Origin of the sequence: Algisphaera agarilytica, assembly GCF_014207595.1 — a bacterium.
Classification (GTDB): Bacteria; Planctomycetota; Phycisphaerae; order Phycisphaerales; family Phycisphaeraceae; genus Algisphaera; species Algisphaera agarilytica.
Genome location: NZ_JACHGY010000001.1, coordinates 466,668 through 480,302, shown reverse-complemented (window position 1 = coordinate 480,302; position 13,635 = coordinate 466,668). Strand labels below are relative to the sequence as shown.

Below are 13,635 nucleotides of genomic sequence, written 5' to 3'. Positions count from 1 at the left end.
CATGAACATCATCGTCACCGGCCCGCACCCCGACGACCAGGAACTCGGCATGGGCGGCACCATCGCCCGTCTCGCTTCGCAAGGGCACAACGTGCTCGTCCTCGATATGACCAACGGCGAGCCCACACCCTACGGCTCGGTCGAGCAGCGCGAGATCGAATGGAATGCAGCGCTCGAGGTGCTCAACCGCCAGGCCGCGAACGGCGGCAAGGTGACCCGCCGACTGCTCGGCCTGAAGAACCGCGAAGTCCAACACACCCTCGAAGCCCGCCACGCCATGGCCGGCGTCATCCGTGAACACCAGGCCGAGATGATCTTCCTGCCGTTCGAGGAAGACGCCCACCCCGACCACCGCGCGGTGACACGCATCGTCGAAGACGCACGCTTCGATGCGAAGCTGACCAAGACCGACCTGCCCGGCGAGCCGATCTACCCCAAGTGGATGATCTATTACTACTGCACGCACCTGCGCTGGGTCGCCAACCCGTCGTTCTGCCTGGACATCACCGAGCAGATGGACCTGAAGGTTGATTCGATCAAGGCCTACGAGACGCAGTTCGTCATCCCCGAGAAGAACCGCCGGGTGGTGGAATTCGTGCGTGAAATGAACGGCTACATTGGCAGCCGCATCGGCACGCGCTACGCCGAGCCGTTCTTCACGAAGGAGCCGTTGGGGCTGAATTCGTTGGAGGGGTTGGTGATGTGACGTGGGGTGGGTACCGCCCACCGTGTAGACGTTTGAAACCCAGGCGGTGGGCGGTGCCCACCCTACGGCTGAATGCGCTGGACAATCGTTTTGAATCGTTTGAACTGTGAGGCATTGACCAGTGACTTGATTCGCTCGGCATCGATCTTCTGCGCTTCGACGATCTGCGCGATGTCGTAATCGTCTTGTGGGCGGTCGGCCCGGAGTTTCATCGCGATCAGATCGTGGGCCTCGGCGACCTTGGCAAAGCGATCGCCCAACTTTCGGCGTACCGCCCGTTTGACGATGGAGGCAGCGTGGTCGTCTTTCCAGAGGTCGATGTCGATGCCGCTGGTGTGGTACAGCTTCCAGGTGCAGGCGGGGTCGAAGCGATGGCGTTTCATGACCTCGGGGTGTTTGGCGAGGATGTCTTCGTGGCCGGGCTCGGCAACGAAGTCGACGTCTTCGGTGTACCGGGATCGTCCGTGGACCATCGCGGCGAGACCGCCGATCAAGGCGTAGCCGATCTTGAGCTCGCGGAACATGGCGACGGCGTCCTGCAACGCGTCGGCCAGGTCGGACTCGTGTTGGTTTTGTTTCGACTGGCCCATGGTCAACGCTCGGGTCGAGGCCCGGCCGCGACGCGATTGATCCAGTGCTTCGAGTAGTGGAGCAGCCATCGTGGATACCTCTACTTCATTGTACCGGGGGCCGGCGCGTTAGCGGTATTCGATATCGAAGACCAGTTCGCCGTCGTCGGTGCGTTCCCACATGAGGATGGGTTCGGGGGAGAGGCCGGGGGCGGCGAGGCGGGGGGGCAGGCCGTAGCCCGCGGGTTCGAGCAGGAGAAATTCGGATTCCTGGCCGCCGGGGCGGGTGTAGGTGAAGTGGTGGTCGTCGGAGGCGTTGAGCTCTTCGCGGTGGCCGTGGTGGGTGCGGGTGAGTTTGAAGCCGCGGGACTGCAGGTCGTGGCGGAGTGACTTGAAGCTGCGGGGCATGCGTTCGTCGCGCTCGGCCTTGAACGCGAGCGCCGAACCCAGAAACTCCAAACGCTCGGCCGCGACGTTGACCGGGTCGGGCTGTTGCTGCAGGGCGAAGTCACGCCAGCGTTTCTCGATGCCATCCAAAGCCCCGTACCCGAACGCCGAGCGGAAGGCTTTGTCGTGGGCGTGTCCTTCGGAGAGCAGACGGAGGTAGACCTCGAACGAGCCGAGGTAGCGTCCGTCGTCGCCGTGGATCATGTAGTAGACCATCGACCACGACTGGGCGTAGAGCAGTTCGGATCGGCTGCCGTTGGAACGGAGTGCCGCGGACCATTGGCGGTTGTCCAGCGACAGCAGCTCGTCCATGTCCACCGCCCACTTGTACTCCAACGCATCGCGGACGAGTTCGATGCGGTCGGGGTCGCCCAGGCCCAGCTCCATGCCGTGCTCGAGAATGACCGCGTCTTCGAAGTACTGGGCGAGGCCTTCGTTCATCCACGTGGGCAGGTTCGGGCCGAGGTAGTCCCAGGCGAACTGGTGGAAGCCTTCGTGTTGGAGGGTGCGCAGGGTCTGCGATCGGCTGTGGCCGTGGGCCCAGGTGGCCAGGCCACGGATGGAATGAGTGACGAAGAACATCCCGCCGCTGCCGGTGGCATCGATACCGTGGTGCTTCATGAAGTCGAGGTATTCGTCCTGGTGGCGGAACAAATACAGCGGCATCAGCCCGGCGTCGCGCTGGGTGTAGTCGGCGAAGCGGCGTTCGTATTGCTTGAACACCGCGTCCATGTGTCGGCCGAACGGCACCGTCTCTTCACGGCTGAGGTTCGTGTGGATGTGGTAGTGGTGCGACGCGAAGACCTGCAGGTCGTCGGCCGGGTTGCCCACGGCCACGATCCGCTTGCGTTCGGAAGCCGGGGTGGTTGGGCTGTGTTGGCCGGCCGCCGCCCCCGCCAGGGTGAGGCTTCCGATAACCAGGATGGAGGAGACAGAACCGAGGCGCATCTTGCCAGCACTATCGTCGGGGGTGCGGGGGCAGGTCAGCGTGAAACGGCGGTGAATTGAAACCGGCCGGGTGTCAGCCGTTACAGCCGGAACACCCGCCCCGGTTTATCTCCGGGGCATCCCGTATGTCGTAATCCGGATCACTCCGCGGCGGAGGTGTCCATGTCCTGGCCGAAGGCGATGTCGTGGCCGTCGAGGTCCTGGATGCCGAACTCCCGGCAGCCGTAGGGCTGGTCGCACGGCCCGTAGTCCATCTTCGCCCCGGCGGCCTTGAACTCTTCGTAGAGCGCATCCGCATCGTCGACCCAGAAGTACGCGTCCCAGAGCTTCTCCTCGACCTTCCAGTTCGGCACGATCATGTCGTGCTGGTCGGTCTGCTTGAGCATCAGGCAGAGGTGGTCCCGCCACACCATGCAGAAGCTCGGCGGCTCACCCCAGAACCGGTCGTACTTGAACCCGCAGCAGTCGCGGAAGTAGTCCGCCGAGGCGTGGACGTCGCGGACAAGGAGTACGGTGGCGCTGGTCAGGAGTTTGGGCATCAGGTGGCTTCCTCGTAGGGCAGGTCGGCTTCGGCAACGCCCACAAAATCGGGGGTGACCGTTTCGGGCAGACGGACGGCTTGGATTGCACTTCGACCTTCAAGATGCGCTTTCACCACCCGATGCATTCCGTACATGACACGGCCGTCGTTCGACAAGATGATGGGGTAGTTCATATCTGCATCGAGGGTGAGCTGCATATGCTTGGCGATCTCGCGGCAGGTGGGACGGGTGCCCTCGTCGTTGAACCAGTGGGACTCATCAAACTCGCGTATCTCATTTAGCTAAATAAGCTCGGGCGAGATTCCCGAGGTGAGATCGATCAGCCGATCAACATCCCACGCCAATAAGCCTTGGTTGCTTTCCTGCAAGTAGTACTGCTTACGCATCCCAAGGCCCCACGAATATCGATATTCGATTGAAGTCAGGTAGGGTTAGCACTGCCCACCAAGATTGATTTTGGGTGATGGCGGTGGGCGGTGCCCACCCTACCCAAAGCATCATTTCCCGGCGTAGTCGATGATCCGGCTGATCTCGCTGCGGAGGTCTTGGCGGTGGATGACGCGGTCGACGAAGCCTTTTTCCTTGAGGAACTCGGAGCGTTGGAAGCCCTCGGGCAGTTCCTGGCGGACGGTGTTGGCGATGACGCGGGCGCCGGTGAAGCCGATGAGGGCTTTGGGTTCGGCGAGGATGAGGTCGCCGAGCATGGCGAAGGACGCGGCGGTGCCGCCGGTGGTCGGGTCGGTGAGCAGGGCGATGTAGAGGCCGCCCGCGTCGTCGTGACGGGCCAGGGCGGCGCTGGTCTTGATCATCTGCGACACCGCGAGGGTGGCTTCCTGCATCCGGGCACCGCCGCCCGCACAAACAACGATGACCGGGCGGTCGAGTTCGGTGGCGAGTTCGATGGCGCGGGTGATCTTTTCGCCGACGACGCTGCCCATCGACGCCATCATGAACTCGGGGTTCATCACGGCGAGCACGACGCCGCGGCCCTTGATGAAGGCCTTGCCCGCGACGAGCGCGTCTTTGTGGCCGGTCTTCTTCTGCTCGGCGGCGATGCGGTCTTTGTAGGACTTGCGGTCGGTGAACTGGAGGGTGTCCTTGGGACCGAGGTTGTCCCAGAGCGGCTCGAAGCTGCCGGGGTCGACCAGGAGCTTGATGCGCTGGTCGGCACCGATGCGGTAGTGGTGGTCGCATTCGGGGCAGACGTGCTGGTTGGCTTCGACCTGCTTGCGGTAGCTCATAGCGGCGCAGGCGGGGCAGCGCAGCCAGAGGCCGGCCGGGACGTTGGCTTTGGGTTGGTCGCCGTTGGCGTTTGTCATGTCTTGCCAGGTCCGGCGGCGGTCGCCGTTGACCGGGAGGTCTTTGTCGGAGGTTTCGGCTTTGGCGGCTTCGACCGCCGAGGCGGCGGCGGCTCGAGGGGTTTTGGCGGAGTCGTCGGCCACAGGGTGGCTCCTTGAAATCTCGGGTGACCCTCAAGCTCAATCAGCACAGCGGCTTCGGCGAGGGCGGGGCAGAGTCGACGGCGGTCGGCCGTCCCGGCGGGGCACGATTGGCGGCCCAATACCAGTTGGGCGATTATACCGGACCCTTGCCCCCGGAGAAACCGAAGATGCACCTGACCCGATTTGTTGACCCCCACGGCCGATTGCGCTACGGGAAGGACCGGGGCGACGGAACCGCCGAATTGTTGGCCGATTCCGCCTTCCCCGACCCACAATCTCTCACCGGCGAGGTGGTCGAGATCGCCCAACGCCGCGCCCCGATCGCTCCACCCAACATCTTCTGCATCGGGCTGAACTACCGGGAGCACGCCACCGAGACCGGGGCCCCGATCCCCGAGCGGCCGGTGATCTTCATGAAGCCCACGACCACGCTCTGCGACCCCGGCAGCCCGGTGGTCATCCCCGCCTCGCAGATGAAGGGCCCCGAGGTCGACAGCGAGGCCGAGCTTGGGATCGTCATGGGTACCAAAGACGGCCAACCCGCGAAGGACGTCAGCGAAGCCGACGCGCTCGATTACGTCCTGGGCTACACCTGCGGCAGCGACATCTCCGCCCGGCGGTGGCAGAAGCAGGGCGGCGGCGGTCAGTGGGTCCGCGGCAAGGGGTTCGATTCGTTCTGCCCGCTGGGCCCGGTGATCGTGACGCAGGGTGAGGGCGACGGCGATATCGCCGACCCGCAGCAGCTGTCCATCACCGGCAAGCTCAACGACACGGTGATGCAGTCGAGCCACACCAGCGACATGATCTTTTCGGTCGCCGAGATCGTTGCGTTTCTGAGTCGGGACACGACGCTCTTGCCGGGCACGTTGATCCTGACCGGCACGCCGCCGGGCGTGGGCTTTGTGCGTGAACCCGCGGTGTGGGTGATGCCGGGGGATGAGTTGACCGTTGAGATCGAGAAGATCGGGACGCTGCGCAACCCGGTCGTGCAAGCCTGAGCGGGGCTACTGAATTTGCCCGATGACGGACTCGCCCGTGGCGGGGTCGAGGGTGAGGGTGAGCTCGGCGTCGTTGGCGGCGAGGGTGATGGTGGCGGTGGTGGCCTGATCGAGTTGGCCGTAGAGCCCGAAGCCGAGTTCGTCGTCGCCGTCGAGGTCGACGCTCTGGATCTGGACGATGCCCAGGGCCGAGGCTCGGCCTTCGCCGAAGTCGACGAGGTACGGCTGGCCGTCCACCGGGTTGGTGATCGGCGTGGTGGGGTCGGACGCCGCGGCGATGTGGTAGGTGTGGTTGGTCGTGTCGAAGACAACCAGGCGCAGGTCGTCGGCGTGGGTCATCGACTCGAACTTGGCCGCGTCGAGGTCGGCGGCGAGCAGCTTGGCGGCTTCGCGGAGTTGCGTGGTGTCCTGGCCGCGGAACATCGGCACCGCGAGGGCGGAGATGATCGACAGCACCGCCACCATCACGAGCATCTCCGCGATGGTGTAGCCGGCGTATCGGCGGGTTGGACGAGCGCAATGCATCAACTGAATCATCGACACATGCCCGCAGGGGGTTTGGCGTGGAGCGGCCGGAACGCGCGGGAAATCGGGCGAAACGGGCCGATAACCCCCTCAGATCGGGGTTTTGAGGCGTCAATCCGCGGGGCGGGCAGGGGTTTGTGCTGAAAAACCACGTGGATCCTGCCGATGGGAGGGGAGAGATTTAGACCCAGGAGATCCTGCGCATGCAGGCCAGGAGAAGGCCCAAATTCATCCATCGTGCCCATCGGCGAGCCCGCGGCTTCAACCTTGTTGAGGTGTTGCTGGCGTCTGCGCTGTTGGCGGTGGTGGTGGCCGGGCTGAGTCAGACCGTGGTGTCGGGCCAGGCCCACACGTACAACGCGCTGCACGAGGAGCGGGCGTTGGCGTTGGCCGAGGCTTTAATGGAAGAGGCGTTGGCGTTGTCCTACGCCGACCAGGGCGGCGACACCACCTTCGGCCCCGATACCGACGAAAACACCCGCGCCGTCTACGACGGCCTGGACGACATGCACGGCTACACCGAAGACGCAGGCACCCTCGCCGACCCGGCGGGCGTGCTCTACCCCGAGACGTATCAGGTCTTCAGCCGAGCGGTCACGGTGGCAACGGATACCGCCACGATCGCGGGCCTGGGCGGAACGATCGACGGCATGACGCTGACCGTGACGGTCGCGGAGGCCGGCGGGCGTGAATGGACCATTACGCGTTTTGTCCCGGAGCCCGCCGAATGAACCCGCGCACGGTGAAGACAACCCGACACCGCGGCTGCCGCGGCCTGACGCTGGTCGAGCTGATGATGGCGCTGGGCGTCATGGGGCTGATCAGCGCCGCGATCGCGGGCATGCTCTCGGCGGTGGCGTACGGCACCAGTGCCGACAGCGACGTCCGCAAGCTCGTCGCACGCGGCAAGATGGTGTCGATGCGTCTGGATGCTGCGCTGCGTGGCAGCCGGATGGTGCTCGACGCGGGAAGCGATTGGGTGGCGCTCTGGGAACGCGACCTCGATGAGAACGGCGAGCCCAGCCTGCTGGAGGTCCGCCTGATCGAATTCGACGCGGCTACAGAATCGCTGTCGTCGTACACCGCGCCGGACGGCACGACGGATGTGTTGTACTCCACGTCCAGCGATTTCGACGCGATCACCCACACGCTGCGCGGCACGGCCGACTTCCCCGAAACCCGCTGGGGCAACGACGCGACCGCCTTCGAATTCACCCTCGACCAGACCGACCCGCAGGCTGCTCGCCTGGCGAGTTACCGCTTGTCGTTGAACGCCGGCAACCTCACCGAGGTGGTGATCGGCACCACTCTGCTGCGCACCAACCCGTAACTCAACCGCACCCCGAACCTACGCACCCACGATGACCTCAACGCCCCGCCCGATTGATCGCACGCCCCAACCCCGCCGCCACGGCTTGGCGATGGTGTTGGTGATGATCGCGCTGACGGTGGGCACGGTCATCGCGCTGACATTCCTCTCGGGGCAGACCACCTCGACCGCCATCGCCCACAACGCCAACCGCCAGGTCCAGGCCCGTGCGGTGGCGGAAGACGGCTTGGAGATGGCGTTGGAACACATCCGGTCCAACGCCGACCCCGAGTGGCGCGACAACTTTACGCACGGCGTGTGGAGCGCGGAATACCCGCTCAACGGCGGGACGTTCCGCGTGGTGCTCGAAGACGAAGACGACGCCGACCTGGGCAACGACGTGTCCGAAGGTTTTACCGTCACGGTCGAGGGCCGGGTGGACGGCGTCACGCACCGCGTGTCTACCCGGGTCACGCCTCAGGGCAGCGCCGCGGCGGTGAGCCTGGGCGTGCTCATGGTCGTGCCCAATGCCACCTCGCTCAGCAGCGACGACCAGGCCCGGCAGGCGTTGATCGAGTCGTGGGGGCACACGGTGACGCTGATCTCACAGAACGCCAATGCCTCGACCTTCTCGGCGGCGATCGGCGACGCCGACGTGATCTACGTGAGCAACCGCACCTCGGCGGGCAGCGTCGCGGACGACCTGACGGGCGCCACCAAGGGTGTGGTGTTCGAAGCGGGCACGCTCTCGGATGACCTGGGCCTGTCCAGCAGCTACTACCACTACTCGGCCTCGTACATCACGGTGGTCGACAACTCGCACCCGGTCACCGAGGGCCTGCCCCTGGGGCACGTCTTCGTGACCGAATCGAGCTCGCACCTGCTGGCCATTGTCGGGAGCAAGGCCTCGGGGCTGAACGCGCTGGCCCAGTCGGACTACGGCAGCTACTACACCAAGCTCGGCGTCATCGAACGTGGCGAGGCCTTGCTGGGCGGCGGGGTCGCCACCGGCCGCCGGGTGGCGATGCCCTGGGGCGGCAGCAGCTTTGATTTCAGCAAGGTTAGCGGCGACGGCAAGAAGATCATGCGCCAGGCCATCGCCTGGGCCGCGGGCTTATCGGGCTCGGGCAAGGGCAAGATCCAGACCGGGGTGGTCAACGTCGGTGCGGTGCCCCAGACCGTTTCGCTCCGCGGCTTTTCCGACCCCGTGGTCGTCTGCACCATCAACTACGCCAACAACACCCAGCCCGTGGTTGTGCGGATGGACGAAGCCTCGTCCAGCGGTTTCACCGTCTGGCTGGAGAACCCCTCGGGCGCCGCGGTGACTAACGAGGACGTGTACTTCATCGCGGTCGAGTCCGGGGCCCACGTGGTCAACGGCATGAAGTACGAGGCGCAGAAATACACCTCGACCCGCACCGACAACAACAAGTCCTGGGTCGGCGAAGCGCAGTCGTACTTGCAAACGTACACCAAGCCGGTGGTGATCGGCCAGGTGATGAGCGCCAACGACGACGACTGGTCGGTGTTCTGGAGCTACGGCAACTCGCGGACCAACCCGCCCAGCGGCAGCGCGCTTAAGACCGGCAAGACGGTCTGCGAAGACTCGGACAAAACCCGGGCCGACGAGACCGTGGGCTTCATCGTTTTTGAAGAGGGCCACTGGGAATACAGCGGCGCGACGATCGATGCGTCGGTGTCGGCCGACCGGGTGCGGGGCGTGCAGAACAGCCCGCCGTTTACCGGCGACTTTGAAGAAACGTTCGACGAGGCGCCGACCATTGCGGTTGTGACCACCGCGGGCCTCGACGGATCGGACGGAGGCTGGGCGTATCTCTACGGCGCAGACCCGCTCAGCACGACTCAAGTCAACCTGGCGATGGATGAAGACCAGATCCGCGACAGCGACCGCAGCCACACCACCGAGCAGGTCGCGGTCGTCGCGGTCTCCGGCGGCGGGGGGGGGGGCGACGCGCCCTCGCTCGCGGCGTTGTACGAGTTTGTCGAGCCCCAGCCCGTGACCCCGCAGCTGGTCGGCCACTGGAAGCTGGACGAATCGGGCTCGGCGTCGTCCGGGCTCACCGTCGGCGGCATGATCCGTCTGAGCAACGACGCCAAGATCGACAGCTACGACGCCGAGCTGGGCACCTACGACTCGCAAACCCCCGAAGACGCCGCGGTCGTTTCGACCAACCGCACCGGAAGCGACACCGCACGCGTCCACGGCCAATCGCGGATCGGCGGCAGCCTGTTCATCGGCGTCGGCGGCAACACCGCCAGTGATGTCGACATTCAGACCTCCAACGGCGCGTTGGTGACCGGCAGCGTGACCACCCTGCCGTCGTCCATGGACGTCTCGATCCCCGAGCCCTCGGGCGGGATCGGTTCGGGCTCGAACATGACCCACGACGGCGGGACCCACACGATCTCGTCCAACCGCGAATACAAGGACTGGACGGTCAACAACAACGCCCAGATCACGATCAGCGGCCACGTCACGATCACCGTCAGCAAGGCGCTGACGATGAACGAGGGCAGCATCATCGTGCCGTCCGGCTCGTCGCTGACGCTTTACGTCAAAGAAGGGGTTCGCCTCAACAACAGCTCTTCGATCAACCCCGACACGTCCGGCCCGGACCGCGTCACGCTCAGCAGCTACCACAACACCAAGGGCGACATCACCCTCAACAGCACCTCGGTCGTCAGCGCCAACGTCTACGCCAAAGACGACCTGCGGCTCAACAACTCGGCGGCGTTGTATGGCTCGGCGACCGTGGGGGACTCATTCCAGATGTACAGCCAGTCCACGCTGCACCTCAACGCCGGGGCGGGCGGCTCGGGGCTTGTGGCCCGGGACGAGACCGGCCTCAGCGACGGCGTCTACCACGGCTCGGTCAGCGGCGGGCAGTCCGGCTACGGTGCCGACGCGGGCACTTCCGTGGACTTCGACGGCTCCGACAGCTTCGTCGCGGTGCCCCACAACTCGGCCTACCTGCTCGACGAGGGCACCGTGTCCTTCTGGGTTTACCCCACGAGTATTGGCGGCACGCAGGGGCTGGTCGGCAAGGACGCGTACAACTACGAAGACGGCGGACACTTCCGCGTGGTGCTCAACGGCTCGACCGTTCAGGTCCGGCTCCAAAGCGACCGCAGCAGCTACTACGTTCAGTCGTCCGGCGGGGCGATCAGCCAAAACAATTGGCACCACGTCGCGGTCGGTTTCGGCGGCCAGGGGCTTCGTCTCTACATCGACGGCGTCCTCGCGGACACCCACCACTACTACGGCGGGTTGGGCACGTCTTCGGGTGGTAGCGGCAACGCCGAGCCCTGGGCGTTCGGCGTCGACCAGTGGCGCAGCACCACACTCACCACCGACGGCTGGGACAACCCCTTCGAGGGCCGGCTCGACGACATCCGCATCTACGACATGAACCTGGAAACCGAGCAGGTCGCCGACCTGTTGGTGGGCAACTCGCCCGGTGATGCGCAGAGCGCCACGGTGCAGGACACCTCGGGCAACGCCATCCCGCTGGACCTCATGATCTCCGACCTCAACGACATCACCTGGATCGATGGCGGCGGGCTGCAGATCGATCGAGCGACCACCATCGTGACCCCAAGCGGCGCTGAGCCGTTGCACGGAACGCTGACCGAGAGCGACGCGTTCACCCTCGAAGCCGAGTTCACCCCCGCGAACATCACCCAGAACGGCCCCGCGCGGATCGTCAGCTACGCCAGCAGCACCTCGAGCCGCAACTTTTACCTCGGCCAATCGGAGCAGGCCTACGAGGCGAGCGTCCGCACCGAGTTCAACAGCACGGGCACGCCCACCGCGGCTTCGGGCGATGTCCTCGAAGCAGGCGTGAAGCAGCACGTGGTGCTCAGCTACGACGGCGAGCAGCTCCGGCTATACCGCAACGGCACCCTCGAGGTCGCCGAGGAGTGGACCGGCGACCTGGACAACTGGGATAGCGGATTCCAGCTGCTGCTGGGCAACGAGAACGGCGGCAGTCGGCCGTGGCTCGGCACGCTGCACCGCGTGGCCATCTGGGACGGCCCGGTCAACAGCATCCAGGCCGACAACCTGTTCAACGGCGACGAGCCCGGCCCGCCCGACGGCGGCGAGGAAGGCTTGTCGTATCTGGCCGAGTGGATCGAGTCGCCGTAACACCCGTCGATCAAATCGCGCGCGAAGCGCCGCAAGTCAGATGTGATCACAAACGAAAAAGCGCCGCGACAAGTCGCGGCGCTTGGTGTGATGGCATCGATGGTTGTGCGCTTCTGAATTACTTCAGGTCGCTGGGGTCGTAGACCCACTGGTCGAGGGTCTTGTCGATGGTGGCGAGTTCGCCGTCGTCGAACCACAGGGCGAGTTCGCGCTCGGCGGATTCGAGGCTGTCGCTGCCGTGGATCATGTTGTAGCCGCCGGACATGCCGAAGTCGCCGCGGATGGTGCCGGGGTCGGCCTTCTGGCCGTTGGTCGCGCCGATCAGGGTGCGGCAGACCGCGACCGCGTTCACGCCGCGGATCGCCATCACGAACACGGGTGAGCTGGTGACAAACGCGATCAGGCCGTCGTAGAACGGCTTGCCCTGGTGCTCGGCGTAGTGCTTCTCGGCGAGGTCTTTGGGGACGTTCATCAGCTTCATGCCGACGAAGGTCAGGCCCTTGGCCTCGAAGCGGCCGACGATCGAGCCGATCAGGCCGCGCTGGACCGCATCGGGTTTGAGAAAGATCAGGGTGGTTTCCATGGGGATCTCCGGGAGTGGGGTTTCGGGTGGGTGAGGGCGGTTTTATCCATGAAATACCGACTTCGTGCAACCGGTCGGCAGAAATCGCCGGCCAGTGCGCCTACCGTTTGGTGTTAGGGGGTATAACCGCTTAACCCTTGTGATTATTATGCTTAGCAGTGAAGAAGTCGTGTGTGACGTGGCCGGCCGAGCCCTGGAAGTGGGGGACACCGTGGTGACCGTGAACGGCCAAACCACCGGACGGGTCTGCGAGATCGCCTACGAAGAGGACGACCTCGGCTTTGTCGCCATCCGCCCGGTCCACCATTCCTACGCCAAGGGCGTGTGGTACGCTGCAGACCAGGTGTTCTGGGTCGCCCGCTCCAATGACGCCAAATCGGCCCCCGATGCCTCGGCCAAGGCATCCAAATCCAATACAAACGGTGCTCAGAACGGCAGCAAGGTCTCTCCGGCCACCCCGGGGGCTGCTCGCACCGAACGTGCCCGAAAGAAATAAAACCCGTTAATTTCGGCGTTTGATTTGGCGGACCTTTAATTTTTGCGGGGAATTTTTGCCAATCTCAACCGGCTCTGGTTATCATATTGGACTTATCGGCCGCCGCGGCGCGGTCCGAATGAACGCTGTCGCTCGGTCAGTATCCCTGCTTATGCCCCGTATTCCCAGCCCCCAACCCGGTAGCCGCGAGACGCAGCCCTTCGCCCTGGCGTTGGCGGCGGTGGTGGTGACGGGCACCACGGTCGTGGCCGTGACGCTCATCTGGGGCGTGGTCGCAGGCCTGCGTGGCGGCGACAGCATCGAGCTGATGAGCATCGAAGACCCCACGGCAACGCCGACGGCCGAGCAAATCCTCTCGGTCGAGACGCTGGCTCCGTCTCGCCCCGCACCTGAATTGGTGATCCCCGAAGTCGTCTTGCCCGACGCCGCACTGCTCGTCCGCGAGCAGCAGCTCATCGAAGCGACCGAAGACCAGGGCCCGGCGCTCGGCGATTCGCTGCCCACGCCGGTGATCGCCCCCGGCGCGGCCCCGACCTTTGACGGCCGGCCGCTCCGTCCAGTGCAGACGGTTCGCATGCTCACCACCGCGTACAGCCCCGACGCCCGTTCCTGCGGCAAGTGGGCCGATGGCATCACCGCCTCGGGTTACAGCGTGTGGACCAACGGCATGAAACTCGCCGCCGCCGACACCTCGCTGTTTCCCTTCGGCACCATCATCACCGTGCCCGGCTACAACAAAGGACGCCCCGTCCCCGTGCTAGACCGCGGCGGCGTGATCAAGGGGCATCGTCTGGACCTTCTGTATCCCACGCACGAGGTCGCGCTGGAGTGGGGAGCGCAGCGGCTGGACGTGACCATCTGGGAATACGCCGACTAGATCACGAGCTGGCAATCTGCGGTCG

The 13,635-nt window shown here is 65.0% G+C and carries 14 protein-coding genes; 7 read left to right on the top strand and 7 right to left on the bottom strand.

Translation table 11 applies throughout. The features are described 5' to 3' along the window. The first annotated feature begins 1 nt into the window (after position 1). The gene (locus HNQ40_RS02060) at positions 2 to 706 is read left to right on the top strand and encodes a PIG-L family deacetylase (protein WP_184675890.1); all 705 of its coding nucleotides are present in this window, start codon (positions 2 to 4) and stop codon (positions 704 to 706) included. A gap of 62 nt (positions 707 to 768) precedes the next feature. Here the strand turns inward: HNQ40_RS02060 and HNQ40_RS02055 are convergent, their stop codons facing one another. The 5 genes from HNQ40_RS02055 to accD form a co-directional block, all read right to left on the bottom strand. Beyond that, the gene (locus HNQ40_RS02055) at positions 769 to 1,365 is read right to left on the bottom strand and encodes a hypothetical protein (protein ID WP_184675888.1); all 597 of its coding nucleotides are present in this window, start codon (positions 1,363 to 1,365) and stop codon (positions 769 to 771) included. 39 nt (positions 1,366 to 1,404) lie between these two features. After that, the gene (locus HNQ40_RS02050) at positions 1,405 to 2,670 is read right to left on the bottom strand and encodes a peptidase MA family metallohydrolase (protein ID WP_184675886.1); all 1,266 of its coding nucleotides are present in this window, start codon (positions 2,668 to 2,670) and stop codon (positions 1,405 to 1,407) included. A gap of 140 nt (positions 2,671 to 2,810) precedes the next feature. Beyond that, a complete protein-coding gene (locus HNQ40_RS02045) occupies positions 2,811 to 3,209 on the bottom strand; it encodes a VOC family protein (RefSeq protein ID WP_184675885.1) in 399 nt (132 codons plus the stop codon). Next, a complete protein-coding gene (locus HNQ40_RS18025; protein WP_221435337.1) occupies positions 3,209 to 3,409 on the bottom strand; it encodes a hypothetical protein in 201 nt (66 codons plus the stop codon). The genes HNQ40_RS02045 and HNQ40_RS18025 overlap by 1 nt, the downstream gene beginning before the upstream one ends. A gap of 300 nt (positions 3,410 to 3,709) precedes the next feature. After that, positions 3,710 to 4,654, bottom strand: coding sequence for an acetyl-CoA carboxylase, carboxyltransferase subunit beta (gene accD / locus HNQ40_RS02035; protein ID WP_315852759.1), 945 nt, complete (start codon positions 4,652 to 4,654; stop codon positions 3,710 to 3,712). Between the two features lie 167 nt (positions 4,655 to 4,821). On the opposite strand from accD, the gene HNQ40_RS02030 reads away from it, so the two are divergent. Continuing rightward, on the top strand, positions 4,822 to 5,652 hold the full coding sequence (locus HNQ40_RS02030) for a fumarylacetoacetate hydrolase family protein (protein WP_184675883.1): 831 nt from the start codon (positions 4,822 to 4,824) through the stop codon (positions 5,650 to 5,652). 6 nt (positions 5,653 to 5,658) lie between these two features. On the opposite strand, the gene HNQ40_RS02025 is transcribed toward HNQ40_RS02030, so the two are convergent. Then, entirely contained in the window at positions 5,659 to 6,177 is a 519-nt protein-coding gene (locus tag HNQ40_RS02025) for a pilus assembly FimT family protein (RefSeq protein WP_184675881.1), read from the bottom strand. 203 nt (positions 6,178 to 6,380) lie between these two features. Between HNQ40_RS02025 and HNQ40_RS02020 the strand changes: the two genes are divergently transcribed. From HNQ40_RS02020 to HNQ40_RS02010, 3 genes are read left to right on the top strand one after another with little or no spacing between them, the layout of a single operon-like run. After that, positions 6,381 to 6,908 (top strand): type IV pilus modification PilV family protein, encoded by a 528-nt coding sequence (locus HNQ40_RS02020; protein ID WP_390674664.1) that lies wholly within the window; start codon positions 6,381 to 6,383, stop codon positions 6,906 to 6,908. A gap of 11 nt (positions 6,909 to 6,919) precedes the next feature. Further along, positions 6,920 to 7,507, top strand: a complete 588-nt coding sequence (locus HNQ40_RS02015) for a type II secretion system protein (protein WP_184675879.1) — start codon at positions 6,920 to 6,922, stop codon at positions 7,505 to 7,507. A 31-nt stretch (positions 7,508 to 7,538) separates the two neighbouring features. Then, positions 7,539 to 11,654, top strand: a complete 4,116-nt coding sequence (locus tag HNQ40_RS02010) for a LamG domain-containing protein (RefSeq protein ID WP_184675877.1) — start codon at positions 7,539 to 7,541, stop codon at positions 11,652 to 11,654. Positions 11,655 to 11,772: 118 nt separating this feature from the next. On the opposite strand, the gene ndk is transcribed toward HNQ40_RS02010, so the two are convergent. Beyond that, the gene (gene ndk, locus HNQ40_RS02005; protein ID WP_184675875.1) at positions 11,773 to 12,237 is read right to left on the bottom strand and encodes a nucleoside-diphosphate kinase; all 465 of its coding nucleotides are present in this window, start codon (positions 12,235 to 12,237) and stop codon (positions 11,773 to 11,775) included. A 148-nt stretch (positions 12,238 to 12,385) separates the two neighbouring features. Here ndk and HNQ40_RS02000 point away from each other — a divergent pair, with 148 nt between their 5' ends. Both HNQ40_RS02000 and HNQ40_RS01995 read left to right on the top strand, forming a co-directional pair. Continuing rightward, positions 12,386 to 12,733: a hypothetical protein gene (locus HNQ40_RS02000; RefSeq protein ID WP_184675873.1), complete on the top strand. Its 348-nt coding sequence runs from the start codon at positions 12,386 to 12,388 to the stop codon at positions 12,731 to 12,733. A gap of 151 nt (positions 12,734 to 12,884) precedes the next feature. After that, complete coding sequence (locus tag HNQ40_RS01995) at positions 12,885 to 13,610, top strand: 3D domain-containing protein (protein ID WP_184675871.1); 726 nt, start codon at positions 12,885 to 12,887, stop codon at positions 13,608 to 13,610. Positions 13,611 to 13,635: the final 25 nt, after the last annotated feature.